Here is a 24,878-nt window from a genome sequence, read left to right as displayed (position 1 = left end):
GGCCTTCGGTGCGTTCAACGCAACCAAGGCCACATTGGGGCGCTCGGGGTCAGCCGCTCGAGACCTGGTTCCAGAGGTTCTCGTACCAGGAGCTGCCGGTGGCCGGCTGCTGGCCTTGCTGCGGTGCGGCGTCGGGTGCCTTGTCCTCCGGCAGCTGGACGATGTACGGCGTCTCGCCCGGCTTGACGTACCGCAGCCGCCGCCGGGCTTCGGCCTCGATCTGCGCGGGGTCGCTCAGCTCCGCCTTGCGGCCCTGGAGCTGAGCGACCTCCTGCTGCAGCTGAGCCTGCTGCGCCTGCTGTTCGCGGACCTCGGTCCGCTGGGAGAGGTACGTGCGCAGGGGCACGGCGATGGTGAACGCCAGCGCGCACACCACGATCGCCACCACCGCCGCACGGCGGGTGGTGGACATGCCGAGCACCTTCGCCGCGCCCGACGCCCGCTTGGCCGCCAGGCCGCGGCGCAGCCGGGCCCTGGTGGTTTCCGCGTCGCCGGTGCGGCGCCGCGCGGCTTCGGGACGGCGGGCCGGCGCGGGCCGGTTGGCCCGCGAAGCCCCGCCGCCACCGCCGCGGCGGCCGCGTGTCCTCCCCCGGTCCGCCATCGGCGTCAGGCCTCGGCGCTGAACCGCGGGAAGGCCAGCTCGCCGGCGTACCGGGCGGCGTCACCGAGGGTCTCCTCGATGCGCAGCAGCTGGTTGTACTTGGCGATCCGCTCGCCGCGGGCCGGGGCACCGGTCTTGATCTGGCCGACGCCGGTGGCGACCGCCAGGTCCGCGATGAACGTGTCCTCGGTCTCGCCGGAGCGGTGGCTCATCATCGACTTGTAGCCGAACGACGTGGCCAGCGAGATCGCGTCGAGCGTCTCGGACAGGGTGCCGATCTGGTTGACCTTCACCAGCAGCGCGTTGGCGGCGCGGCGGGTGATGCCCTCTTCCAGGCGGTCCGGGTTGGTGACGAACAGGTCGTCGCCGACGATCTGGACCTTCTCGCCGACCTCGGCGGTCATGGTGACCCAGCCGTCCCAGTCGTCCTCGCTCAGCGGGTCCTCGATGGACACCAGCGGGTAGTTCGCCAGCAGCTCGCCGTAGTAGGCGGACATCTGCTCGGCGCTGCGCTTGGTGCCCTCGAAGGTGTACGCGCCGTCGGCGAAGAACTCGGTCGCGGCGACGTCGAGCGCGAGCGCGACGTCGCGGCCCGGGGTGTAGCCGGCCTTCTCGATGGCCTGGAGGATCAGGTCGAGGGCCTCGCGGTTGTTGCCGAGGTTCGGCGCGAAGCCGCCTTCGTCGCCGAGGCCGGTCGAGAGACCGCGGCCCTTCAGCACCGACTTCAGCGAGTGGTAGACCTCGGTGCCCCAGCGCAGGGCCTCGCGGAAGGTCTCGGCGCCGATCGGCGCGATCATGAACTCCTGGACGTCGACGTTGCTGTCGGCGTGCGAACCGCCGTTGAGGATGTTCAGCATCGGCACGGGCAGCACGTGCGCGTTCGGCCCGCCCAGGTAGCGGAACAGCTCCAGGTCGGCCGACTCGGCGGCGGCCTTCGCGACGGCCAGCGAGACGCCGAGGATGGCGTTCGCGCCGAGGCGGGACTTCGCCGGCGTGCCGTCGAGGTCGACCAGCTTCTGGTCGACGATCCGCTGGTCGACGGCCTCGATACCGACCATCTCCGGGCCGATCTCGTCGAGCACCGCGGCGACCGCGCGCTCGACGCCCTTGCCGTTGTAGCGGCCGGTGTCGCCGTCCCGCAGCTCGACCGCCTCGTGCTCACCGGTCGACGCCCCCGACGGGACCGCGGCCCGCGCCAGGGTGCCGTCGTCGAGAGCCACCTCCACCTCGACCGTCGGGTTGCCGCGCGAGTCCAGAATCTCGCGCGCGCCTACCTGCTCGATGAGAGCCACGCCATGCTCCTCGGTGCGTCGTGCCTGCGGTAACGCGCCCAGCCTAGCCGTCACCGCGGTTCACCCGTTGGAGGCACGGCCGGTAGCGGGTGTGCCTCAGTCCTCCGCGCGGATCGCCTGCCAGCCGGGCGGCAGCTCGACGGTCTCCGACGTCTGCTGCCAGAACGTCCAGCTGTTGCCGCCGAGGTCGGCGACGGTGAACACCCGGGCGCCGTAGGGCTGGTCCTGCGGCGGCTCCAGCTCGCACTCGTCGCCGAGAGCCGCCTCGACCCGCCGGTAGACCTCGTCGACGTCGTCGACGTAGAGGATGTTGAGCTGGCCGACCGGGCCGTCGACGCCCTTGGCCTGCCAGTAGTCCGGCCCGACGCCGGCGAGCTGGATCCGCACGTCGCCCGCCCGCAGGGTCGCCTGGAAGACTTCGCCGGCCGCGTCGCAGAACCGGACCTCCTCGGCGAACCCGAAGACCCTGCTCAGCCAGGCGAGCGCCGCCGTGGCGTCGGCGTAGTAGAGGTAGGGCGCCAGGCCCCGGTACCCGCTGCTCATGGCGGCACAGTCCATCACGTCCCGTTCGCAGGCGTGTGCAACCCCCTCTCCACGGGTAACGTGGGAGTGACCATGACGGACGCCGCAGCTGCTTCGCAGCCTCCCGAGGAGTCGCGGTTCCATGCCTTCCGCCAGGCCGAAGAGCTGGTCGGCCGCCGTCGCCCGCTCGACGCGCTGAAAGCGTTGCAGCCCCTGCTGGAATCCGAAGCGGACAAACCGTCGGTGCACCTGCTGGCCGGGCGCGCGTACTTCCACTCCGCGCAGCTGCGGCGCGCCGAGCAGGCGTTCACCCGGGTGCTGGAGCTGGATCCGACGGACCACTACGCGCGGTTCGTCCTGGGCCGGACCCTGCAGCGCCTCGGCCGGTTCGTCGAGGCGCTGGCCCAGATGAAGATCGCCTCGGCGATGCACCCGGTGCCCGAGTACCTCGAGGCGATCAGCGAGGTCAAGGCCCACATCGCCCTGCGCGATTCCTGAGCCGGCCAGGGCCGAACGGCCCGGGTCACCTCAGCCGTTCGGCCGACCAAGGCAGGCCCCTCGACCGATGTCCGGCACCCCCCTTTCCGGCGAAGCTGGTTCCAGACCGAACAGGGAGGAACCACGATGTCGATCTTCATCACGCTGGGCGCCTACGCCGGACTGCTGCTGCTGGTGCTGATGGCCGTCACGCCGTTCGTCGCCGACCGCGAGCTCTGATCAGGGCGCGACGCTCGCCTCCGCGTAGGCGTCCGCCGCGCTGAAGACGTTTTGGCCGTACGCCAGCGCCTGGTTGTAGAACAGGATCGCCCGCCACCAGCCGGCCGGGGTGCCGAGGTCGTCGCCGCCGGAACACAGGAAGCGGGCGGCCGTGAAGGCTGCGTCGTCGATGTTCTGCGGGTCCGGGGTGCCGCCGTCGCCGTTCGCGCGCTCCTGGTACTTCTTCCACGTCGACGGCAGGAACTGCATCGGGCCGATCGCGTGGTCCCACGACTTGTCGCCGTCGAGTTTGCCGCCGTCGCTGTCGTGCACCGCCGGGACGCCCGGGGAGCCGTCCAGCGGCGGGCCGACCACCGGCTTCGCCACCCGGCCGTCCGCCCCGATCGCCGCGAGGTCGAACTCCCCGCGCTCGGTCTCGACCCGGCCGATACCCGCGAGCGTCGCCCACGAGAGGTGGCACGTCGGCTTCTCGCGCTGCATCCACATCTCCGCCCGGCCGTACGCCGCCAGCACGCGCACGGCGACGTGCGTCTTCCCCGCGACCCGGGTCGCCCACGCGTCCAGCTCGGCCCGGTCGGACACCTGCGGCCGGTCGACCGGCGCGGCGAGCCCGGCTCGCGGTGCTTCGGCGCCGGGCTGCGGACGCTGCTCCGGGATGGCGAGCGCCGGCTGGACCGGCGGCGGCGCGGCGGGCGCGTTCGGGTCGCGAAGACCGATGGTGACGACCAGGACCACGCCGGTGAGCACGAGCCCCACCGCGAGGGCCGCCCGGCCGAGATAGCGCCGCGGCGGGCCACCCGAAGGCGGCGTTCCCGGAGGCGTGACGGTCGGCTGAGCGGTATCGGCCACCCGATCAGGTTACGGACGCACTCAAGGGGGTCCCCCGACCGTCTGAACAGGCAAACGGAGGGTAAAAACCTTCCCCCTGCCAGCGAGATCACAAATTTCGTTATCGAGTCGACGCGCAGTGCCCTGACCTGCGGTTACCCTAACCTAACTTTGGCTCACGGTCCCGTTTGTCCGCTTTACCCGTCTCCCCTGGGTGTGCGCGCACTGGACTTACAGGTGAGCCTTACCTAAAAACATCAAGGAAGCAGATCTCAGGGAGGCGGACCGGTGTTGTTCTCGAGCGCGCTGATCGGGCTGCGCGAAGGTCTGGAAGCCGCGCTGGTCGTGAGCATCCTGGTGGCGTTCCTGGTCAAGACCGACCGGCGTCACGCGCTGCGCTGGGTGTGGCCGGGTGTCGGCGCCGCGGTGCTGCTGTCGATCGCCGTCGGCGCGGTCCTCACCTTCACGACCGCCCAGCTGACCTTCGAGCACCAGGAGCTGCTCGGCGGCAGCCTGTCGATCGTCGCCGTCGTGTTCGTCACCGCGATGATCTTCTGGATGCGCAGGGCGGCCAAGAGCATCGCCGCCGAACTGCGCGGGAAGATGGACGAGGCGCTGGACGTCGGCCCCGCGGCCGTGCTGCTGCTGTCGTTCCTCGCGGTCGGGCGCGAGGGGCTGGAGACCGCGGTGTTCTTCTACTCGACCGTCCAAGCCGCGCAGTCGGACACCGTGCAGCCGCTGATCGGCTTCGCCATCGGCATCGCGGCCGCGATCGTGCTGGCCTGGCTGCTCTACAAGGGCGCGGTGCGCTTCAACCTCACCAAGTTCTTCACGGTCACCGGCGTGCTGCTGGTGTTCGTCGCCGCGGGCGTGCTCGGCTACGGCCTGCACGACCTGCAGGAGGCCGCGTTCCTGCCCGGCATCCACACCCTCGCCTTCGACGCTTCGGCCACGCTGCCCGAGACGTCCTGGTACGGCGCCCTGCTCAAGGGCATCTTCAACTACTCGCAGCAGACGACCGTGCTGCAGGCCGTCGCCTGGGTCGCCTACGTCGCCGTCGTGCTGCCCCTCTTCCTCAAGCCCAGCAAGAAGACCGCGCCGGCACCCGTCGCCGCGGCCGCCTCGAAGGAGTGACCGTGCGCAAGACCCGTCGAACCCCGCTGGCCGTGCTGGCCGGCGCCACCGCCTTGGTGGCGCTCGCCGCGTGCGACAGCAAGAGCGACACCGGTGCGGGCGCCACCGCGGGCGGCCCGATCAAGGTCTCGGCGTCCGACACCGGGTGCGAGGTCTCCGCCACCACGGCGGGTGCGGGCAACCTCACCTTCGAGATCACCAACAAGGGCACCAAGGTCACCGAGTTCTACCTGTACGCCGAGGGCGACCGGATCATGGGCGAGGTCGAGAACATCGCCCCCGGCCTGAACCGGCGGCTGATCGTCGAGGTCGCCGACGCCGGGAAGTACCAGACCGCGTGCAAGCCGGGCATGGCGGGCGACGGCATCCGCGGCGACTTCACCGTCACCGGCGGCGTCGCGAAGCAGAACGACAAGAACGCCCAGATGGCGCAGGCCACCAAGAGCTACGCCGACTACATCGCGAACAACACCGCCGCGCTGCAGGACGAGACGGCGAAGTTCGCCGACCTCGTCAAGGCGGGCAAGGTCGACGAGGCGAAGGCCGCGTACGCGCGCACCCGCGTCTACTACGAGCGGATCGAGCCGGTGGCCGAGAAGTTCGGCGACCTCGACCCGGCGATCGACGTCCGCGAGGCCGACCTCGAGCCGAACCAGCAGTTCACCGGGTTCCACCGGCTGGAGAAGGACCTGTTCAAGACGGGCCTGCAGCCCGACAGCGGCCAGATCGCCGACAAGCTGGTGACCGACGTCAAGGACCTGGTCACCAAGTCCAAGACGCTCGAACTGTCCGCTTTGGACCTTGCGAACGGCGCGAAGGGCCTGCTGGACGAGGTCGCGACCGGCAAGATCACCGGCGAGGAAGAAGCCTTCTCGCACACCGACCTCTGGGACTTCCAGGCCAACGTGGACGGCTCGAAGGGCGCGATCACCTCGCTGCGGCCGGTCCTGCAGGCGAAGGACCCCGCACTCGTGTCCACTTTGGACAAGGAGTTCGCGAACGTGCAGGGCCTGCTCGACAAGCAGCGTGCCGGTGACGGCTTCAAGCTGTACACCGACCTTTCCCAGGACCAGGTCAAGGAGTTCGCTTCGGCCGTCGACGCGCTGGGCGAACCGCTGAGCAAGGTTGCGGAGGTCGTCTCCAAGTGACGTCGACAGAGGGCACGCAGACAGAGGGCACGCGCGTCTCGCGACGGAAGCTCTTCGGCCTGGCGGGCGCGGGTGTGGCGCTCGCCGGGGCCGGGGCGGCCGCCGGCATCGGGATCGACAAGGCGACGAGCGGCAACGCCGAAGCGTCGACGAACACCGTCGGCTTCCACGGCGAGCACCAGGCCGGGATCGTCACGCCGGCACAGGCCAACCTGCACTTCGCGGCCTTGGATGTCACGACGAAAGATCGCGAAAAGCTGCGGCAGCTGCTCAAGACGTGGACCGACGCGGCCCGCCGGATGACGGCGGGCCAAGAGGTCGTGGCCGGTGGCGCGGTGGGCAACGGCGCGTACGCCCCGCCCGGCGACACCGGCGAGGCGCTCGACCTGCCGCCGTCGAACCTGACGCTGACCATCGGTTTCGGGCCGTCGCTGTTCGACGGCCGGTTCGGCCTGGCGGCCCGGCGCCCGCCGCAGCTGATCGACCTGCCGCTGTTCCCGAAGGACAAGCTCGACCCGGCCCGCAGCGGCGGCGACCTGTGCATCCAGGCCTGTGCGGACGACCCGCAGGTGGCGGTGCACGCGGTCCGCAACCTGGTGCGGCTCGGCTTCGGCGTCACCGAGGTCCGCTGGTCGCAGCTCGGCTTCGGCCGCAGCTCGTCGACGTCGCGCGAGCAGCAGACCCCGCGGAACCTGTTCGGCTTCAAGGACGGCACGAACAACATCAAGGCCGAGGAACCCGACGTGCTGCGCGACCAGGTCTGGGCCGAGCAGGGCGACGGGCCGGCGTGGATGGCCGGCGGCTCGTACCTGGTGGCGCGCCGGATCCGGATGCACATCGAGACGTGGGACCGCGAGACCCTCGACGGCCAGGAGAAGATCATCGGCCGCACGAAGGGCACCGGCGCCCCGCTGGGCCAGACCGCGGAGTTCGACGAGCTGGACCTGGACGTCGGCGGCGCGGGCGGCGAAAAGGTGATCCCGGAGGACGCGCACGTCCGGCTGGCCTCCCACCAAGCGCTCAACGGCGTCCGGATCCTGCGGCGCGGCTACAACTTCGTCGACGGTTCCGACGGCGTCGGGCACCTCGAAGCGGGGTTGTTCTTCCTGGCGTTCAACCGCGACACCCGGAAGCAGTACGTGCCGATGCAGCAGGCGCTGTCGGCCAAGGACGCGATGATGGAGTACGTCCAGCACACGGGTTCGGCGCACTTCGCGGTCCCGCCGGGCGTCTCGCAGACCGGCTACTGGGGCGAGGGCCTCTTCGCTCAGTAACGCACCACCTCCTTGCCTAAAGCCTTTAGGAAGTTCTATCCTAGCTTTAGGTAAAGGAGGTGGTGGTGATGGCACGCGCCGGAGTGACGACCGAGCGGCTGGTCCGCGCGGGCGCCGAACTGGCCGACGAAGCCGGGTTCGCGCAGGTGACGGTTTCGGAGCTGGCGCGGCGGTTCGACGTCAAGGTCGCCAGCCTGTATTCGCACGTCAAGAACTCGCACGACCTGCGAACGCGGATCGCGCTGCTGGCGCTGGACGAACTGGCCGACCGGGCCGCCGCCGCGTTGGCCGGCCGGGCCGGGCGGGAGGCGCTGGTCGCCTTCGCCGACGTCTACCGCGACTACGCCAGGGAGCACCCGGGCCGCTACGCCGCGGCGCAGCTGAGGCTCGACCCGGAGACCGCGGCGGCGAGCGCGGGTGTGCGGCACGCGCAGCTGATGCGCGCGATCCTGCGGGCCTACGACCTGACCGGGCCGGACCAGACGCACGCCGTCCGGCTGCTCGGCAGCTTCTTCCGGGGGTTCGTCGCCCTCGAGGCGGACGGCGGCTTCGACCACAGCTCGCCGGCGCCCGCGGAGAGCTGGGCCCGCCTCCTCGACGTCCTCGATTCCCTCCTCCGTGATTGGCCACGACCTTGATCACCACTCCGCTGACCACCGAACTCGTGCGCGGCGCCCTCGAACTCGAACCCACGGAGCGTGGGCTGGTGCCGCACCGGCTGACCGCCCGCGCCCGCGCGCAGAACACCGACCCGCGGCTCGCGATGGCCGAGGCGCAGCCGGCCGGGGTCCGCCTGCGGTTCCGCACCACGGCCGGCGTCATCGAACTGGAGACGCTGCCGACGAAGGTGGTGTACCCGGGCGCCCCGCCGCGTCCGGACGGCGTCTACGACCTGCTGGTGGACGGCAAGCTCGCCGCACAGGCGAGCACGTCCGGCGGCGACACGGTGACGGTCGACCTGGCGACCGGCGCGGGTACGCACACTTCGGGCCCGACCGGCGTCGTGCGGTTCGACGGCCTCCCGGAGCACCTGAAGGACGTCGAGCTCTGGTTGCCGCACAACGAAATCACGTCGTTGGTCGCGCTGCGGACGGACGCTCCGGTCTCGCCGGCGCCCGCGCCGGACCGGGTGTGGCTGCACCACGGCAGCTCGATCAGCCACGGCTCCAACGCGGCGAGCCCCTCGACGACGTGGCCCGCGCTCGCCGCCGCGTCCGCCGGGGTCGAGCTGATCAACCTGGGCTTCAGCGGCAACGCGCTGCTGGACCCGTTCACCGCCCGCGCGCTGCGGGACACCCCGGCCGACCTGATCAGCGTGAAGCTCGGCATCAACGTCGTCAACGCCGATCTGATGCGCCTGCGCGCGTTCGGCCCGGCGGTGCACGGGTTCCTCGACACGATCCGCGAAGGTCACCCTTCGGCGCCGCTCCTGGTCGTCTCGCCGCTGTACTGCCCGATCCACGAGCGAACGCCCGGCCCCGGCGACTTCGACCACTCGGCGCTGGCGGCGGGGGTGGTGCGGTTCCGGGCCACCGGCGAGCCGGGCCCCGGGAAACTCACCCTCGAGGTGATCCGCGAGGAACTGGCACGCATCGTCGCGCAGCGGCAAGATCCGGATCTGCACCACCTGGACGGGCTCGCGCTGTACGGGCCCGCCGAGTACGCGGAGTTCCCACTGCCGGACGACCTGCACCCGGACCCGGCGGCCCACCGCCACATCGGCGCCCGGTTCGCGGAACTCGCGTTCGGCGGCCCGTTCGCTTGACTTCAACCTCGGTTGAAGTTGAAGGCTGAGGGCATGTTCACCGAAGCAGAGCTCGAGTACCTCGAGGCCCAGCCGCTGGGCCGGCTGGCCACCCAGCAGCCGGACGGAACCCTCCAGGTCAACCCGGTCGGATTCAGGTACAACCCGGACGAGAAGACGATCGACGTCACCGGGTACAACCTGACCGGCAGCAAGAAGTTCCGCAACGTACAGGCGAACGGCCGGGTCGCCTTCGTCGTCGACGACCTGCCGTCGACGAACCCGTGGCGGGTGCGGTGCCTGGAGATCCGCGGCCACGCGGAGGCCCTCACCGGAGTCAACCGCCCGGACGGCCACCTCGACGGCGCTGTGATCCGGATCCACCCGGAGCGGATCCTCGCCTTCGGAGTCGAGGACTGGGACCACGAGCCGCTCGAACTGGCGCCGAACATCCGCAACGTGTGACGGAGTGGGAGCGGCGGAGCCGGGGGGCGGTCCGGCGGAGCGGCAGCGCCCAGCACGGCAGCGGCGGGATCCGGCTTGTCCAGCCGTACTGAGCGCCCGCCGTCGTGGCCGCCAGGCCGGTCAGGCCGGTCAGGCCGAGCAGGGCCGCCGCGATGGCTGCGTCACACCGGGCGCGAGGGCCAGAACTTCCGCCAGCCGTCGGCCTCCAGGGTCGTCGGCTCCAGCCCGGCGTCGCGGCCGGCCTGCTCGGCGGCCTGGATGTCCTTCGCGAACTGCTTCGCCAACGCCCTCAGCTCGCCCTCGGCGTCCACCCCCGCGCGGCGCGCCGTGGCGGCGATCCGGAACAGCTGGGCAGCCACCCCGGAACCTTCGGGGAAGAGGTCGAGCGGAATGCCCGCGCGCCCGGAGCGCTGCCCCAGCTTGCCGGCCAGCGCGACCGCGGGCTGACCGAGCGCCACACCGTCCACAATGGATTGACGCTGCTTCTCGCGCTGCTTCAGCTCTTCCCACTTGACGTTCTGGTGCTCGACCGTGTGCACCTCGTCGGCGTCGGCGAAGACGTGCGGGTGCCGGCCGACCAGCTTCGCGACGAGCGCCGCGGCGACGTCGTCGATGCCGAACGGGTCCTCGGGGTCCTCGGCCGCGACGCGCGCGTGGAAGAGCACCTGCAGCAGGACGTCGCCGAGCTCTTCGCGCAGCGCTTCACGGTCGCCCTCTTCGATGGCGTCCAGCAGCTCGTAGGTTTCTTCCACCAGGTACTGCCGCAGCGAATCGTGGGTCTGCACCGCGTCCCACGGGCAGCCGCCCGGCGAGCGGAGCCGGTCCATCACGTCGGCGGCTTCGACCAGGGGCGGCACCGGCGTCTCGATGACGTCCGCGCCGGTGGCGATGAGCAGCGACGCCGCGGGCTCGTCCCGGGACCCGGCCAGCAGCACGACGTCCTTCAGCGAAGGCGCGTCGGCGACAGCCGGCACCCCGAACGCGGCGGGATCGACGTCCGTGGCCGCGTAGACCGCCGGAGCTTCACGCAGGATCTTGAGTGCCGCGCCGGGCAGCGTCGTCCCGCGGACGACCACGACGACGCCCGTGCTCACTGCTGGGTACGACCGGAACCGCCCGGCGGCAGCACGATGCCCTGGGCGCCGTCCGCGGTCGGCACGACGTTCATGGCCACCACATCCCACACGCCGTACCGCTTGTTGACCCGCACGCCGAGTTCGTCGAACAGCGGCTGCAGCTGCCGCATGCCGATCGCGGTCTTCGTGGTGGCGTCGAGTTCCGGCGCCTGCTCCGTGGCGACGGTCTTGTCGTCCGTGCGCTGCCGGACCACCGCGACGAGCCAGGTGCCCGCCAGGTCCTGGCTCGGGTAGGGGACGGCCGTGACGGTACCGGCGGGCGACCCGAAGACCGGGGTGGCGGCGAGGCCGCCGGCCTGCGCGGCGGGCACCGCTTCACCGAGGCCGGTGAGCGGCGGGATGCTGTCGACGTTCTTGCCCGCTTGCTTCGCCTGCTGCCGCAGCTGGGCCTCGTACTGGGTGTCGGCGCCGATGCGCTGGGTAGCGGCCGCCGGGTCGGCGGCGAACTGCCGGGCGAGGTCGAGCGCCGCCTTCCTCGCTTCGGGGCCCTGGAGCGCGGTGCCGGTGGTTTGGTCCGGCATCGAGCCGATCGTGGTGAAGTCGAAGGTGACCGACAGGTTGGGAACGGCCTTGTCGGCCAGCGCCTGCGCGAGGAGCGTGTCGATCAGCTCCTCGCGGTGGTCGCGCGTGCGGGCGACGACCTGGTTGACCGCCTGAGCCTCGTTGGTCACGTCCGCGGGGACCGGGCCGTTGAGGGGATCCTTCGCCAGCTGGGCGTCGATCTGCGCGTAGTTGGGCGTGATGCCGTGCTTTTCGGCGGCCTTGAGGAGCAGTTCGTGCACGACGAGCTGGCCGACGACGGCCCGGCCGATCACTTCGAGCTTGTGCTCTTTGGCCAGCTTCTGCGCGTACGGCTGCTCGCGGACGGCCTTGTCGATCAGCTCCTGCACCTGATCGATGGAGACGGTGCGGTCGCCGATGACCGCGGCCGCACCGACCTGGCTGGGGCCCGAACCGCACCCGGCGAGCAGAAGAGCACCGGCAACGACTGCCACCAGCGCGCGAGGGCGCCCCATGATCCGCATCACAGGCCATACCCTCTCACACCATCGCCTCCCAAACGCAACACCCATGGGCTCGTGGCGGCGGTAATGTCGACTTATGGACCATTGGCTGACCATCGAGGTGTTCGACGGGGAGCATTCGGCTTCGCTGTGGCGGCTGTCCCGCGGTGACGCGCTCACCGAAGCGGCCCTGACGAACGGCGCTGAGCAGTGGGTTTGGCACGAGCACCGGTGGGGTGTGGTGCTGGAGATCGAGTTTTCGACCGAGGAGCGGCGGGACGCGTTCCGGACGTTGCCGGTCGTGACGGCGGCGCTGGACGCGGTGCCGGATCCGGCGCGGGGGCTGCTGGTGTACCCGGGACGGGGCGGGGGCGCGGGATCCCGGATGCCGCGGACACCCCGGCCGATGCCGATGACGGGGGCCGGCGCGGTTCCGGTGCCGGTCGAGTCGGTGCGGATGGGGCTGGCCGAGGCTTTGCCGCCGATGTTCAGCGACGTCGGTTAGCGGGTCGGCTGGCGGGTCGGCTGGCGTACAGGCGGCCGCGCTCTTCGACGTGGTTCGAGTCGGTTGAGTCGAGCCCCGATGCGCCCGTGCCCCTTCGCCGAGTGGTCCCTAAACAGCCGCCGGCTTCTTCGTCAGCTGGTGCAGGAACTTCGTGCACCACTCCAGCAGCTGTTCGTCCCGCAGCGTGGGGGCACCCATCCGGCCACCCGCCGGGCCCTCCGTGGGCTTCGGGACCGACACCGTGTCCGTCACCGCCTTGTACACCGCCTTCGGGTACAGCCGCTTCAACCGGACCATCTGCGAGTCCAGGAGCGGCAGCGGTGCGAACCGGACCGTGTTGCCCTGGACCGCCACCTCCGTCACGCCCGCCTCGCGGCACGTGTGCCGGAACCTCGCCACCGACAGCAGCCGGTTGACCGGCGCCGGCGGCTGGCCGTAGCGGTCGATCAGCTCTTCGCGGACCGCGTCGAGGCCCTCGGCGTCCGGCGCCGCCGCGATCTTGCGGTACGCCTCCAGGCGCAACCGCTCGCCGGGCACGTAGTCGTGCGGGATGTGGGCGTCGATCGGGAGGTCGACGCGGACGTCCGCCAGTTCCTCTTCCTCCGCCGTGTCCGCGCCGGCGTGGCGGCGGAAGGCGTCGACCGCCTCGCCCACGAGCCGCACGTACAGGTCGAAGCCGACGCCCGCGATGTGGCCGGACTGCTCCGCACCCAGGATGTTCCCCGCGCCGCGGATCTCCAGGTCCTTCATCGCGACCGCCATGCCCGCGCCCAGCTCGGTGTTCTGGGCGATCGTCGCGAGCCGGTCGTGCGCCGTCTCCGTCAGCGGTGCCTCCGGCGGGTACAGGAAGTACGCGTACCCGCGCTCGCGCCCCCGCCCGACGCGGCCGCGCAGCTGGTGCAGCTGGGCCAGGCCCAGCAAGTCGCCGCGCTCGACGAGCAGCGTGTTGGCGTTCGAGATGTCCAGCCCGGTCTCGACGATCGTGGTGCACACCAGGACGTCGTACTCGTTCTCCCAGAAGCCCTGGATGATCTTCTCGAGCTTGTCCTCGTTCATCTGCCCGTGCGCGGTGACGACGCGCGCCTCCGGCACCAGCTCCCGGATGTGCCGCGCCGCCTTCTCGATCGACGAGACGCGGTTGTGGACGTAGAACACCTGGCCGTCGCGCAGCAGTTCGCGGCGGATCGCCGCGCCGACCTGCTTGTCGTCGTACGAGCCGACGTAGGTCAGGATCGGGTGGCGGTCCTCCGGCGGCGTCAGGATCGTCGACATCTCGCGGATGCCCGCCAGCGACATCTCCAGCGTGCGCGGGATCGGCGTCGCGGACATCGTGAGCACGTCGACGTGGGTGCGCAGCGCCTTGATGTGCTCCTTGTGCTCGACGCCGAAGCGCTGCTCCTCGTCGACGATCACGAGACCCAGGTCCTTCCAGCGGACGCCGGTCTGCAGCAGGCGGTGCGTGCCGATCACGATGTCGATCTCGCCACTGGCCAGCTGCTCCAGGGTCTCGTCGGTCTCGCTCTTGGCGGAGAACCGCGACAGGCCCCGGATCTTCACCGGGAACGAGTGCATGCGTTCGGTGAAGGTGTTCAAGTGCTGCTGGGCCAGCAGCGTCGTCGGCACGAGGACGGCGACCTGCTTGCCGTCCTGCACCGCCTTGAACGCGGCGCGGACGGCGATTTCGGTCTTGCCGTAGCCGACGTCGCCGCAGATGACGCGGTCCATCGGGACGCCGCGTTCCATGTCGGCCTTGACCTCGTCGATGGCGGCGAGCTGGTCGTTCGTCTCCGTGAACGGGAAGGCGTCTTCCAGCTCACCCTGCCACGGCGTGTCCGGCCCGAACGCGTGCCCGGGCGCGGACTGGCGCGCGGCGTAGAGCTGCACCAGCTCGGCGGCGATCTCCTTGACCGCCTTCTTGGCCCTGGCCTTGGTGTTCTTCCAGTCGGAGCCGCCGAGCTTGTTCAGCGTGGGCAGCTCGCCGCCGACGTACTTGGACACCTCGTCGAGCTGGTCGGTCGGCACGAACAGGCGGTCACCCGGGTGCCCGCGCTTGGACGAGCCGTACTCGAGCAGCAGGTACTCGCGGGTCGCGCCGGCGACGGTGCGCTGCACCATCTCGACGAACCGGCCGATGCCGTGCTGCTCGTGCACGACGTAGTCGCCGGCCTTCAGCGCCAGCGGGTCGACCGCGTTGCGCCGCCGGGACGGCATCTTCGTGGTCAGGTCCTTTGTGGACGTTCCGGCGCCGGCGCCGCGGCCGGTGAGGTCCGCCTCCGACAGCACGACGAGGGCGCGCTCCGGCGAGACGAAACCATCGGTGAGGCCACCGCAGGTGACCGTGACCATGCCCGGGGCCGGCACTCCGGTGAGGCCGTCACCGGCCTGGGTCGCCGCGACGTCGGCGCCCGAGAGCTGCTCGACCGCGCGCGCCGCGGTGCCCTGGCCGGCGACGACGAGCACCGCCGTACCGCCTGCCGCGGTGTGCGCGCGAAGGTCCGTCATGGCGCGCTCGAGCTCGCCGCGGTAGGCGGGCGCGGCCTCGATCGAGACGCGGTAGACGTCGGGGTCTTCGCTGGTCAGCTGGGTCAGCGTCCACCAGGCGCGCTTGGTGTCCTGCGCGTGGGACGCGATCTCGTCGAGCCCGCGGTAGGCCGATGCACCGAGGTCGATGGGGGCCTGACCGCCCGCGGCGGCCGTCGTCCAGGACGCTTCGAGGAACTCCTGGCCGGTGCGGACGAGGTCGGCGGCGCGGGCGCGGATCTTCTCCGGGTCGGTGAGCAGGACGTGGGTGCCCACCGGCATCGCGTCGGTGAGCAGTTCCAGCTCGTCTTCGCAGAGCACCGGGATGAGCGCCTCCATGCCCTCGACGGGGATGCCGTCGGCGAGCTTGGTGAGCATCTCGGCCAGGTGCGCGTCGGCTTCGTACGTCTTCGCCAGCTCCGCCGCCTTTTCCTTGACCGGCTGCGTGAGCAGCAGTTCGCGGCACGGTGGCGCGGTGACGCGCGGGATCTCGCCGGGCAGCGACCGCTGGTCGGAGACGGCGAACGCGCGGATCTCGCTGACCTCGTCGCCCCAGAACTCCACCCGGACGGGGTGCTGCGCGGTGGGGCCGAACAGGTCGAGGATGCCGCCGCGGACGGCGAACTCGCCACGCTTCTCGACCATGTCGACGCGGGTGTAGGCCAGCTCGACCAGCCGCTCGAGCAGTTCCTCGAACGGCTGCTCCTCGCCGACGACGAGGTCGATCGGCTCGAGCGAGCCGAGGCCGGGCGCCATGGGCTGGATCAGGCTGCGGACGGTGGCGACGACGACACGGAGGCCGTCGTCGCCGGTCTTCAGCCGGTGCAGCACCTCGAGGCGGCGGCCGACGGTGTCCGCGCGCGGGGAGAGGCGCTCGTGCGGGAGGGTCTCCCAGGACGGGAAGTCGGCCACTTTGCCGGTGCCGAGCAGGGCACCCAGCGACGCGGTCAGCTCGTCGGCCTCGCGGCCGGTGGCGGTGACGGCGAGCACGGGCTTGCCGGCGCCGTCATCGGCCGCGAGCACGGCGGCGACGAGCTGCCGGACGGCGATCGGGCCCTGGAGCTCGAGCAGCGGCGCGCCGGCGCGCTCGACCACGCCGCGCAGGGCCGGGTCGGGGAGGATGGCGGCGAGGAGTCCGGACAGTGGAGCGTCGGTCACGGTCCCAGCCTACGTGCCACCCCCGACAGGTTTCCGGTCACCGCTGGTCCCGGCCGTCACGGGCGCAGCAGGTCCACCACCTCCGCCACGCGGGGCAGCTGCTCGTCGAACACCTTCGGGTCCGTGCTCGCGATGCGCAGCAGGAAGTGCTTCACCCCTTCGTACTTCCGCAGCCGCGAAGCCACCTCCGCGGCGCTGCCGGTCACCTGCATCTGGATCCCGTGCACGAACGCCGCCGGCCGGCCGTAGTTGCGCTCGCAGTACTCCTCCAGCAGCTCGCCGCCCCGCACCGGGTCGTCCTCCACCAGGACCGTCGCGAACAGCGCCGGTGTCACCGGACGGGACGCCGTAGCACGAATCCGGGCCAGGCCCGACCCGTAGTCCGCCGGGTCCGGCGGGTAGGGCAGCCAGCCGTCGTACAGCCGTCCGACGCGCTCCAGCGCGCCCGGGGTGTACGCGGCCAGCCACACCGGCGGGCCGCCGGGCCGCGCGGGTGCGGGAAAGGACGGCAGCGAGTCGTGGTGCAGCACCTCGCCGTGGAAGGACGGCTCACCGCGCCAAGCCGCTCGCCACAAGCCCACGATGTCGTCCAGGCGGGCCCGCCGGCGCGCCCACGGCACGCCGGCGAACGCGAATTCCGGCTCGCTGCGCCCGGCGAACCCGGCGCCGACCGCGACCGTGAGGCGGCCGGCACTCAGCAGATCGAGCGAAAGCAGCTGGTTCGCCGTCAGCAGCGGGTTTCGCAACGCCGGGAGCAGCGCCGACGTCCCCAGCGTCACCCGCGAAGTCCGGGCGGCGAAGGCGGCCAGAACGGTGAGCGCGTCCAGCGGCGCCCGCGCGAGGGTGTCGCCGACCCAGACCGAGTCGAGGCCGAGCTCCTCCGCGAAGACGGCGGTGTCGACCAGCTCGGGCGCGGTCCGCCCGGCGTCGAGGATGGGCTGGTAGGTCGGGATGACCAGGCCGTAGTTCGTCATGGGAGGAGCTTCGCCACCGCGGGGAATGCGCTCAATTCCCCGCGGGGAATGGGCCGGGCGAGCAGGATGGGACCGTGAACTTCGGAACCGCGCTGAAGGACTGGCGCACGCGGCGGCACCTCAGCCAGCTCGACCTGGCGTTGCGGGCCGGGACGACGCAGCGGCACGTGAGCTTCATGGAGAGTGGGCGCTCGCTCCCCGGCCGCGGCATGGTGCTGCGCGTCGCCGAGTCCCTCGAACTCCCCCTGCGCGAACGGAACGGCCTGCTCTTCGCCGCCGGTTTCGCCCCGTCGTACCCCGAAACGCGGCTCGACGACCCGGCGATCCGGCCGGTGCTCGACGGGCTGCGGCGGCTGCTCGACGGCCACCGGCCCTACCCCGCGATCGTCGTCGACCGCTACGGCGTGCTGGTCGCGGCGAACGACGGGTTCCGGTTGCTCACCGAGGGGGTCGCGCCGGAGCTGCTGCGCGAACCGGTCGACACGCTGCGGCTGGCGTTGCACCCGGAGGGGATGGCGCCGCGCGTGCGCAACCTCGACGACTGGGCGCGCCACATCCTCGAACGCCTCCGCAACGACCTGGCCCGCACCCCGGACGAACGGCTGGCCAGGCAGCTCGCCGAGCTCGAGGGGTACCTGCCGCCCGCGTCCGCGCCCGGCCCGGAGCACCTCGGCTTCGCGGTACCGGTCCGGCTGGCCAGCTCGATCGGCGAACTGCGGCTGATCACCGCGATCACGACGTTCGCGACGGCTGCGGACGTCACGGTGTCGGAACTGAAGCTGGAGACGTTCCTGCCCGCCGACGCCGAGACCGCGGAACGCCTTCACACCACCAGCCCCGTCGTGTGACCCACCAGCAGTTCCGCGCTCGCCCACAGCACCGCCGCCGCCAGGCTGCCCGCGGCGAACCGGCGGTACGGCATCGCCGCCGAGCCCGCGACGCGCGGCACCACGGTCCGGACGCCGGCCAGGCAACGGCCCGCGATCACCGCCGGGACGCCGTAGCGCGCGACCGCCGTTTCCGCGCGCTCCCAGCGGCCGCGGCCGACGCGACGCGCCAGGCGCGGTCCCCAGTGGCGCCCCTCGAGGTAGGCGAGCTGGTCGCCGAGGACGGCCGCGGCGACGGCCACCACCCAGGCGAGCCGGAGGTCGAGGGTGCCCCGCTCGGCGAGGAACCCCATGAGCAGCAGCGTCGACAACGTCGGCAGCACGATGCCCGGCAGCAGCGCGGTTTCCGCCGTGATCACCAGCGCGCAGACCAGGTAGACGACCACCGGGGGCGCGTCAAGCAGAGGCTGCAGCAGGCTGTCCACGCCGGATCCTCCCCACCGCCACCGGCAGCGCCGCGCGGTAGACGAACGCGGGCGGCAGGTTGCCCCAGACGACCGGAGTCCGCTCCACGACGGCGAAGCGGCTTCGCAGCGACGCGGCGAAGCGGCGTGCGGGAGGTGTCCAGGCCGCGTGGGCGTAGGCGAACGTGGTGAACCGGCCGTTCGGAGCCAGCGTCGCGGTGACCGCGTCGAGGATGCGGTGCTGCCGGGCCGCCGTCATGGCCGTCCACGGCAGACCGGAGACGACGACGTCGACGCCGTCGAGCGCCAGGTGCTCCGCCGAGCCGGTGACGACGTCGACCTGGGGAAAGCGGGTGCGCAGCGCGGACGCGAAGTGCGGGTTGATCTCCACCGCCGTCAACCGCGCTTCGGGGCGAAGCAGCGCGAGGACCGCTTCGGTGAACACGCCGGTGCCCGGACCGAGCTCGGCGACGCACGACGCGCGTTCCAGGCCGAGGCCCGCCGTCATCTCTTCGGCCAGCCGCGGCGAACTCGGGGCGATCGCGCCCGTCAGCATCGGGTGGCGGAGGAATTCCCTGGTGATCGACATGGTCCCGACGCTAGGAACGGCGGAGGTGGCCGCGAATCCGCCGGCTCGACCGGTCTCGTCCTCCCGCGGGAGGACGAGGACCGACCGGCGGGATGACGCCACCAGCGCGGCCCGCACGTTACGTTCGCTGCGTGGAACGACTCGTGAAGTGGGTGCTCCGGCACCGGTGGACGGTGGACCTGCCGCTGTACGCCGTATTCCTCTTCCTCGCGCCCAACTGGTTCGGCGACGAGCCGTGGCCCACCCGCGCGATCCCGATGCTGCTCCTGCTCCCGCTGCTGCTGCGCCGCCGGTTCCCGCGCACGGTGGCAGTGGTGATCATCGCCGGAGCGGCGGCGGTGTACTTCAACGACATCTGGGCGTACGACCGCGGCCGCACCGACCTGGCCATGGCGGTCGTGCTGTTCAACCTCGTGAAGCTGCGGCACCGGTGGTTCGCCGCGACGATCGCCGCGGCGATCGTCGTCCTCGACGTCCAGTGGGTTTCCCTCTACGCGCCGGAGGCGGAGAACCCGACGTTCACGATGCTCGGCATCCTGCCGCTGCACATCGCGGCGTGGGCCCTCGCGGAGTTCTTCCGCGCGAGGGAACAGCTCACCGCGGAAGAGGAGAAGCGCGACGACGCCCAGACCCGCGCGGCGGTCGCGGAAGAGCGCACCCGGATCGCCCGCGAGCTGCACGACGTCCTGGCGCACAGCATCAGCGTGATCGTGCTGAACGCCGAGGGGGCGAAGCTCGCCCGGCACCGCGAACCCGAAGCGGTCGACCGCACGCTCGACACGATCGTCCGCACCGGCCGGGACGCGCTGGCCGAGCTGCGGCGGCTCCTCGAAGTCCTGCACGCCGGCCAGGCGGCGCGCAGTCCCCAGCCGACGCTCGCCGAACTGCGCGAGCTCGTCGACCAGTCCGGGCGCGACGTCACGCTCGACGTCAGCGGCGACCCGGGTCCCCTGCCCGCGAGCGCCGCGCTGCAGGCGTACCGGATCGTCCAGGAGGCGCTGACCAACATGATCAAGCACGCTCCCGCCGACGCGACCGGCCGCGTCGGCGTCGCCTTCGAACCACCGGAGGTCCGGATCGAGGTGACGAACACCGGCGGCCACGCGCCGCCGGCCCCGGCGCTGCCGTCGTCCGGGCGCGGGCTGACCGGGATGCGCCAGCGCGTCGAGATGTACCACGGCGAGCTGAGCACCGGGCCGCTCCCCGACGGCGGGTACCGCGTCTGCGCGACCCTGGTGGTCCGGCCGTGACCACCCGGATCCTGCTCTGCGACGACCAGCAGCTCGTGCGTGTCGGCCTGCGGATGATCGTCGAAAGCCAGGACGACCTCGTCGTCGTGGGCGAGGCCGCCAACGGCGAGGAAGCCGTCGCCGTGGCCCGGGAGCTGCGGCCCGACCTGGTGCTGATGGACGTCCGGATGCCGGTGCTCGACGGCGTCACCGCGACCGCGCGGATCTGCGCCGAGCTGCCCGACGTGCGGGTCCTGATCATCACCACCTTCGACCTCGACGAGTACGCGTATGCCGCGTTGCGCGGCGGGGCCAGCGGGTTCCTGGTGAAGGACGCGCCGTCGGAGGAGATGCTCGTCGCGATCCGCGGCGTGCTGCGGGGCGACTCGATGGTTTCGCCGTCGGTCACGCGGCGGCTGCTCGACCGGTACCTCGCCCACGACCGCGATGCCGTGGACGTCGCGAAGCTCGGCGTGCTGACGGACCGTGAGAAGGACGTGCTGGGCCTCATCGCGCGCGGGCTGTCGAACAGCGAGATCGCCGCGAAGCTGTACATCGGCGAGACGACGGTGAAGACGCACGTCGGGCGGGTCCTCGGCAAGCTGCGGCTGCGTGACCGGGTGCACGCGGTCGTCTTCGCCTACGAATCCGGCCTGGTGCGCCCCGGCTCCTGATCACTCCCTATCAATCCACTTGATGGGGAGCGATAGAGTAGTTTGCATGACGATATACAAGTCCGAAGCCGGAGCTCAGCTCCTGCGCGAGCGGTACCTCGAAACCCTGCGGGCCTGGCCCGTACCGCACGAGGAAGTACGCGTGCCCACGCCCGAAGGGGAGACGTTCGTCCTGGTCTCGGGGCCTGCCGAAGCCCCGCCGCTGGTGCTGCTGCACGGCTCCGGCAGCAACTCCGGCGAGTGGACGGCCCGGCTTCCGTCGCTGGCCGGGCGGTTCCGGGTGTACGCCGTCGACGTCATCGGCGAGCCGGGGATGAGCGCCGAGACGCGGCCGCCGCTCACCGGCGACCGGTACGCGCGGTGGCTGGACGCGGTGCTGGACCACTTCGGCGTCGCCAGGGCCGCCTTCCTGACGTCGTCCTTCGGCGGCTGGCTCGCGCTCGACTTCGCGACCCGGCGGCCCGGGCGCGTCACCGCGCTGGCGCTGCGGTGCCCGATCGGCCTCGGCCCGATGAAGAAGGGGTTCGTCGTCAAAGCCGTCCTGCTGGCGCTGTTCGGCGAGAAGGGACGGCGGAAGTCCGTGGCCGGCGTGCTGGGCGAGCCGGAGACGTCGCCGATCGTGGACCACCAGCTACTGGTGTCCGCGAACTACCGCTACCGGACCGGGCCGTTCCCCCTCTTCGACGAATCGGCCCTGGGCCGGCTGACCATGCCGGTGTACGCCGTCGCCGGGGCGGAGGACGCCATGGTCGACTCCGCGACGACGAAACGGCGTCTCGAAGCGGCGGGCGCCGTGGTGGACCTGGTTCCCGGCACCGGCCACTACATCCCCGGCGAGGCGGACCTGGCGTTCCTCACGCGCACAGCGGCGAACGGCGATTTCACCGCTTGATGGCAGGATGTGCCCCATGCGGCGTGCGCTGGGTCTCATCGGTGTGGTCTCCCTGCTGGTCGCGGGCTGTTCGGGGGCGGCGAGCGAGCCCGTGCAGAGCGTCCCGCCCGCGGCCACCCCGGCCGCCGCGACCGGGAAGTTCAAGGTCGAGACGGTGACGGCCGGGCTGGAACACGGCTGGGACGTCGGCTTCCTGCCCGACGGCGGCATCCTCGTGCCGCAGCGGCCCGGCAAGCTCGCGCTGGTCCGCGACGACTCGATGCACCAGGTCCGCGCCGACTTCTCCGACGTCCTCGTGCAGGGCGAAGGCGGGCTGCTGGGTATGGTCGTCAGCCCGGACTTCTCGACCAGCCGCGAGTTCATCACCTGCCAGGACCACCAGGAGGGCGGCAAGGCCGTCGACATCCGGCTGGTCACGTGGCGGCTGGCCGAAGACGGGGCCAGCGCGACGCGCGTCAAGAATCTGCTCACCGGGCTGCCGGTGAACCCCAGCGGACGGCACTCCGGCTGCCGCCCGACGTTCGCCCCGGACGGCGCCCTGCTCGTCGGCACCGGCGACACGGCCCGCGCGTCGATCTCCCAGGACCGCCACTCCCTCGGCGGCAAGGTGCTGCGGTTGGACGCCAAGACCGGGAACCCGTTGCCGGACAACCCGTTCAGCACGTCGGCGGACCCGCACGAACGGCTGATCTACACCTACGGCCACCGCAACGTCCAGGGCGTGGCGATCCGGCCGGGCAGCGGCCAGGTGATCACCGCCGAGCACGGACCGACGTTCGACGACGAGGTCAACCTGCTGAAGCCCGGCGCGAACTACGGCTGGGACCCGTCGAAGGGCGGCACCGGCACGAGCTACGACGAGAGCGTGCCGATGACCGACCTCAAGCGGTTCCCGGACGCCGTCAGTCCACTGTGGACGTCCGGGAAGATCACCGAGGCGATCAGCGGCGACGCCTTCCTGACCGGCGCCCAGTGGGGGCGGAACGACGGCGCACTCGTCGTGGTGGCGCTCAAGGGCCAGAAGCTGCTGCTGTACCACTTGGACGCGGCGGGCAAGGTCCTCGACGTCACGCTGCCGCCGGAGTTCGACGACAAGTTCGGCCGCCTGCGCGCGGTCCGCAGCGGCCCGGACGGCGCCCTGTACGTGACGACGTCGGACGGGACGAACGACAAGCTGCTCAAGGTCACGCCCGCCTGATCATGCGAAAAGCACGGCCGGTGCGTGCCGTGGGGCACTTCCGCCGGGGTGGCGGATCGCGGAACATGATGTGTACCAAGAGTTTCGCCCGCCCCCGACGTGTGTTGGACGCGGTCAGAAGAGTGCGTTCCCGCGGCAGCACCGCGCCGGTCCCCGGGCGCCATCGCCGACCTGGCGACCCGGGGACCGGCATCCAACCGGACGGTTCAGACCTTGCCGCCCTCGAGCGAACCCTTCAGCGCGGTCATGGCGGCGGTCAGCGCCGTGGTCGCGGTGGGCCAGTCGATGGTTTCGCTCCAGGACGCCAGCACCGCGACGGCGTAGGTGCGGGACGCGGTCCGGACCAGGCCGGTGGTGTTGAGCACCCGCCGGGCCTCGGAGCTGCCCCAGCCCTGCTTCACCGCCCACTCCGCGCCCGGGAACGCGCGCGGGATCCCGAAGTGCTGGTCGAAACCGTCGGCTGCGGTGCGCGGGGCGCTCGCCAGCGCTCCGGTGAGGAACTCGCGTTCTTCCTCGGACGAGCTTGCCGTGAGGTACCGGTAGACCGCGACGACGTCGACGGGTGACATCCGGGTGGAACCCCACTGCCCGGGGTCGGCGGGCGGCGTGGTGTGCCTGAGCCCCAGCTTCGCGACCTGCCGCCGGACGATCTCCGGTCCGCCGTTCTGCTGCCACAGACGGCTGGCGACACGATCGTCGCTGGCCGAGAGCATGGCGTGGACGGCCGTCGCTTCGCTGTCGGAGGGCACTCCGGAGCGGTCGATCAGGTCGAGCGCGATGAGCAGTTTGACCACGGACGCGGTGGGTTGCGGCTGGTCGGCTTTCCAGCTCCGTTCGACAGCGCAGGTGCCGAGGTCGACGATCTCGATGCCGAGGCGCGGGTCTTTCCCGGTGCTGAGCAGCGCCCTTCGGGCTTCGGCGACGCTGCCGGCCTGCTTGTCCGCGGGATCGGCGGGCGTCGAGCCGCACTCGGCACGCCAGCGGTCGCTGCCGGAGTCACTGTTGAGGACGATCGCCACGAGGAGGCCTCCGAGCACGATGGCCACCGCGATGGCCACGCGTACCTTCATGTTGTTCAGCTGCTCGATCAACAGTCCACCTCCGCCGGATCGGTGATCGATCCGAAGCTAGGGCGGAGGAGGGCTGCGGGTATCGGCCGATCAGCCGGTCTGTTTTGGCCATCCGGTGGAGAACTGGCGAGTAAGAGGGCCTATTTCCCCAGGTGAGCTCCACCGTTGACGTGCACCACCTGCCCGGTGACGTGCCCGGCGGCGGGGCTCGCCAGGAACGTCACGACGGCGACGACGTCGTCCGGTGTGCCCGCACGCTTGGTCATCGTGGTACCGATCAGCCATTCGCGGCGGCGGTCGCTCAGCTGCCCGTGGAAGAACTCGGTGTCCTCGATCAGCCCGGGCGCGACGACGTTCGCGGTGATCCCGCGCGGCCCGAAGTCCCGGGCCACGCTCCGGTTCCACGCTTCGACCGCGGCCTTCGCGGCACCGTAGGACCCGGCGCCGGTGTGCGCGGCGATCGAGCCGACGGTGATGATCCGCGCCCCGTCGGCGAGCCGGTCGCGCAGCGCGTGGGTCACCAGCGCGGCACTGACCACATTGGACCGCAGGTTCCGCTCGAACGCGGCCGCGAAGCCGGCCAGCCCCTCTTCGCCGTCGCCGCCGTCGAGGAAATCCGTGTTGCCACCGGCGTTGTTGACGAGCACGTCGACCCGGTCCGGCAGCTCCACCAGTGCGGCTTCGACGGCCGCGGGATCGGCGGCGTCGAACACGACGGGCCGCGCCCCGGCGAGCGTCGCGGCTTCGGCGAGCACCTGCTCCCGGCGCCCGGTGATCGTGACGCGCTCGCCGGCCCGGGCGAACGCCGCCGCCACGGCGTACCCGATGCCGGTACCGCCGCCCGTCACCACGATTTCCTTGTTGTTCGGCATGCGTCCCGACCCTAGTGCCTAGGATCGGGGGATGAGCAAGC

Annotated in this window: 25 protein-coding genes; 13 read left to right on the top strand and 12 right to left on the bottom strand. The window is 71.5% G+C overall.

Annotated features, from left to right (window positions below):
• Positions 1-49: 49 nt before the first annotated feature.
• The 3 genes from AB0F15_RS06555 to AB0F15_RS06545 form a co-directional block, all read right to left on the bottom strand.
• Positions 50-412 carry a septum formation initiator family protein gene (locus tag AB0F15_RS06555; protein ID WP_360266406.1) on the bottom strand — a complete coding sequence of 121 codons (363 nt, stop codon included), beginning with the start codon at positions 410-412 and terminating at the stop codon, positions 50-52.
• Between the two features lie 194 nt (positions 413-606).
• Positions 607-1,893 carry a phosphopyruvate hydratase gene (eno, locus tag AB0F15_RS06550; protein ID WP_360266150.1) on the bottom strand — a complete coding sequence of 429 codons (1,287 nt, stop codon included), beginning with the start codon at positions 1,891-1,893 and terminating at the stop codon, positions 607-609.
• A 96-nt stretch (positions 1,894-1,989) separates the two neighbouring features.
• Positions 1,990-2,436, bottom strand: a complete 447-nt coding sequence (locus tag AB0F15_RS06545; RefSeq protein ID WP_360266147.1) for a VOC family protein — start codon at positions 2,434-2,436, stop codon at positions 1,990-1,992.
• Between the two features lie 72 nt (positions 2,437-2,508).
• On the opposite strand from AB0F15_RS06545, the gene AB0F15_RS06540 reads away from it, so the two are divergent.
• Complete coding sequence (locus AB0F15_RS06540; RefSeq protein WP_360266145.1) at positions 2,509-2,913, top strand: tetratricopeptide repeat protein; 405 nt, start codon at positions 2,509-2,511, stop codon at positions 2,911-2,913.
• A 219-nt stretch (positions 2,914-3,132) separates the two neighbouring features.
• Here AB0F15_RS06540 and AB0F15_RS06535 read toward each other — a convergent pair whose 3' ends face one another.
• Positions 3,133-3,879 (bottom strand): murein transglycosylase, encoded by a 747-nt coding sequence (locus AB0F15_RS06535; protein WP_360266403.1) that lies wholly within the window; start codon positions 3,877-3,879, stop codon positions 3,133-3,135.
• Positions 3,880-4,248: 369 nt separating this feature from the next.
• Here AB0F15_RS06535 and efeU point away from each other — a divergent pair, with 369 nt between their 5' ends.
• The 6 genes from efeU (at position 4,249) to AB0F15_RS06505 (ending at position 9,725) form a co-directional block, all read left to right on the top strand.
• Complete coding sequence (gene efeU, locus AB0F15_RS06530; protein WP_360266143.1) at positions 4,249-5,094, top strand: iron uptake transporter permease EfeU; 846 nt, start codon at positions 4,249-4,251, stop codon at positions 5,092-5,094.
• Entirely contained in the window at positions 5,091-6,242 is a 1,152-nt protein-coding gene (gene efeO, locus AB0F15_RS06525) for an iron uptake system protein EfeO (protein WP_360266140.1), read from the top strand. The genes efeU and efeO overlap by 4 nt, the downstream gene beginning before the upstream one ends.
• Positions 6,239-7,516 carry an iron uptake transporter deferrochelatase/peroxidase subunit gene (efeB, locus tag AB0F15_RS06520; RefSeq protein WP_360266137.1) on the top strand — a complete coding sequence of 426 codons (1,278 nt, stop codon included), beginning with the start codon at positions 6,239-6,241 and terminating at the stop codon, positions 7,514-7,516. The genes efeO and efeB overlap by 4 nt, the downstream gene beginning before the upstream one ends.
• Positions 7,517-7,584: 68 nt before the next feature.
• A complete protein-coding gene (locus AB0F15_RS06515; protein ID WP_360266135.1) occupies positions 7,585-8,154 on the top strand; it encodes a TetR-like C-terminal domain-containing protein in 570 nt (189 codons plus the stop codon).
• A complete protein-coding gene (locus AB0F15_RS06510; RefSeq protein WP_360266400.1) occupies positions 8,151-9,281 on the top strand; it encodes a GDSL-type esterase/lipase family protein in 1,131 nt (376 codons plus the stop codon). The genes AB0F15_RS06515 and AB0F15_RS06510 overlap by 4 nt, the downstream gene beginning before the upstream one ends.
• 33 nt (positions 9,282-9,314) lie before the next feature.
• The gene (locus AB0F15_RS06505; protein WP_360266132.1) at positions 9,315-9,725 is read left to right on the top strand and encodes a PPOX class F420-dependent oxidoreductase; all 411 of its coding nucleotides are present in this window, start codon (positions 9,315-9,317) and stop codon (positions 9,723-9,725) included.
• A 161-nt stretch (positions 9,726-9,886) separates the two neighbouring features.
• Here the strand turns inward: AB0F15_RS06505 and AB0F15_RS06500 are convergent, their stop codons facing one another.
• Both AB0F15_RS06500 and AB0F15_RS06495 read right to left on the bottom strand, forming a co-directional pair.
• Entirely contained in the window at positions 9,887-10,819 is a 933-nt protein-coding gene (locus tag AB0F15_RS06500) for a MazG family protein (RefSeq protein WP_360266130.1), read from the bottom strand.
• Positions 10,816-11,877, bottom strand: a complete 1,062-nt coding sequence (locus tag AB0F15_RS06495) for a SurA N-terminal domain-containing protein (RefSeq protein ID WP_360266128.1) — start codon at positions 11,875-11,877, stop codon at positions 10,816-10,818. Before AB0F15_RS06495 ends, AB0F15_RS06500 begins: the two co-directional genes overlap by 4 nt.
• A gap of 85 nt (positions 11,878-11,962) precedes the next feature.
• On the opposite strand from AB0F15_RS06495, the gene AB0F15_RS06490 reads away from it, so the two are divergent.
• The gene (locus AB0F15_RS06490) at positions 11,963-12,370 is read left to right on the top strand and encodes a hypothetical protein (protein ID WP_360266125.1); all 408 of its coding nucleotides are present in this window, start codon (positions 11,963-11,965) and stop codon (positions 12,368-12,370) included.
• A gap of 108 nt (positions 12,371-12,478) precedes the next feature.
• Here AB0F15_RS06490 and mfd read toward each other — a convergent pair whose 3' ends face one another.
• Together mfd and AB0F15_RS06480 are read right to left on the bottom strand one after the other, a co-directional pair.
• A complete protein-coding gene (gene mfd / locus AB0F15_RS06485; protein ID WP_360266397.1) occupies positions 12,479-16,033 on the bottom strand; it encodes a transcription-repair coupling factor in 3,555 nt (1,184 codons plus the stop codon).
• Between the two features lie 71 nt (positions 16,034-16,104).
• Positions 16,105-17,022: an LLM class flavin-dependent oxidoreductase gene (locus AB0F15_RS06480; protein WP_360266122.1), complete on the bottom strand. Its 918-nt coding sequence runs from the start codon at positions 17,020-17,022 to the stop codon at positions 16,105-16,107.
• A gap of 74 nt (positions 17,023-17,096) precedes the next feature.
• Between AB0F15_RS06480 and AB0F15_RS06475 the strand changes: the two genes are divergently transcribed.
• Positions 17,097-17,870 (top strand): helix-turn-helix transcriptional regulator, encoded by a 774-nt coding sequence (locus AB0F15_RS06475; RefSeq protein ID WP_360266119.1) that lies wholly within the window; start codon positions 17,097-17,099, stop codon positions 17,868-17,870.
• Here AB0F15_RS06475 and AB0F15_RS06470 read toward each other — a convergent pair.
• The gene (locus AB0F15_RS06470) at positions 17,846-18,334 is read right to left on the bottom strand and encodes a DedA family protein (RefSeq protein WP_360266116.1); all 489 of its coding nucleotides are present in this window, start codon (positions 18,332-18,334) and stop codon (positions 17,846-17,848) included. The two genes, AB0F15_RS06475 and AB0F15_RS06470, sit on opposite strands and share 25 nt — an antisense overlap.
• Positions 18,306-18,902: a methyltransferase domain-containing protein gene (locus AB0F15_RS06465; protein WP_360266113.1), complete on the bottom strand. Its 597-nt coding sequence runs from the start codon at positions 18,900-18,902 to the stop codon at positions 18,306-18,308. Before AB0F15_RS06465 ends, AB0F15_RS06470 begins: the two co-directional genes overlap by 29 nt.
• Positions 18,903-19,033: 131 nt before the next feature.
• Here AB0F15_RS06465 and AB0F15_RS06460 point away from each other — a divergent pair, with 131 nt between their 5' ends.
• Genes AB0F15_RS06460 through AB0F15_RS06445 form a run of 4 tightly spaced genes read left to right on the top strand, consistent with a single transcriptional unit; the run spans position 19,034 to position 22,895 of the window.
• On the top strand, positions 19,034-20,152 hold the full coding sequence (locus AB0F15_RS06460) for a histidine kinase (protein ID WP_360266110.1): 1,119 nt from the start codon (positions 19,034-19,036) through the stop codon (positions 20,150-20,152).
• Entirely contained in the window at positions 20,149-20,805 is a 657-nt protein-coding gene (locus AB0F15_RS06455) for a response regulator transcription factor (RefSeq protein ID WP_360266107.1), read from the top strand. The genes AB0F15_RS06460 and AB0F15_RS06455 overlap by 4 nt, the downstream gene beginning before the upstream one ends.
• A gap of 46 nt (positions 20,806-20,851) precedes the next feature.
• On the top strand, positions 20,852-21,697 hold the full coding sequence (locus tag AB0F15_RS06450) for an alpha/beta fold hydrolase (protein ID WP_360266104.1): 846 nt from the start codon (positions 20,852-20,854) through the stop codon (positions 21,695-21,697).
• A 16-nt stretch (positions 21,698-21,713) separates the two neighbouring features.
• Positions 21,714-22,895, top strand: a complete 1,182-nt coding sequence (locus tag AB0F15_RS06445) for a PQQ-dependent sugar dehydrogenase (RefSeq protein ID WP_360266101.1) — start codon at positions 21,714-21,716, stop codon at positions 22,893-22,895.
• 206 nt (positions 22,896-23,101) lie between these two features.
• Here AB0F15_RS06445 and AB0F15_RS06440 read toward each other — a convergent pair whose 3' ends face one another.
• Together AB0F15_RS06440 and AB0F15_RS06435 are read right to left on the bottom strand one after the other, a co-directional pair.
• On the bottom strand, positions 23,102-23,986 hold the full coding sequence (locus AB0F15_RS06440) for a serine hydrolase (protein ID WP_360266099.1): 885 nt from the start codon (positions 23,984-23,986) through the stop codon (positions 23,102-23,104).
• A gap of 119 nt (positions 23,987-24,105) precedes the next feature.
• A complete protein-coding gene (locus AB0F15_RS06435; protein ID WP_360266096.1) occupies positions 24,106-24,837 on the bottom strand; it encodes an SDR family oxidoreductase in 732 nt (243 codons plus the stop codon).
• Positions 24,838-24,878: the final 41 nt, after the last annotated feature.

It is taken from the genome of Amycolatopsis sp. NPDC026612 (assembly GCF_040638285.1).
Lineage (GTDB): Bacteria > Actinomycetota > Actinomycetes > Mycobacteriales > Pseudonocardiaceae > Amycolatopsis.
The sequence above is the reverse complement of the archived record's forward strand: the minus strand, read 5'-3'. Positions and strand labels throughout refer to the sequence as shown.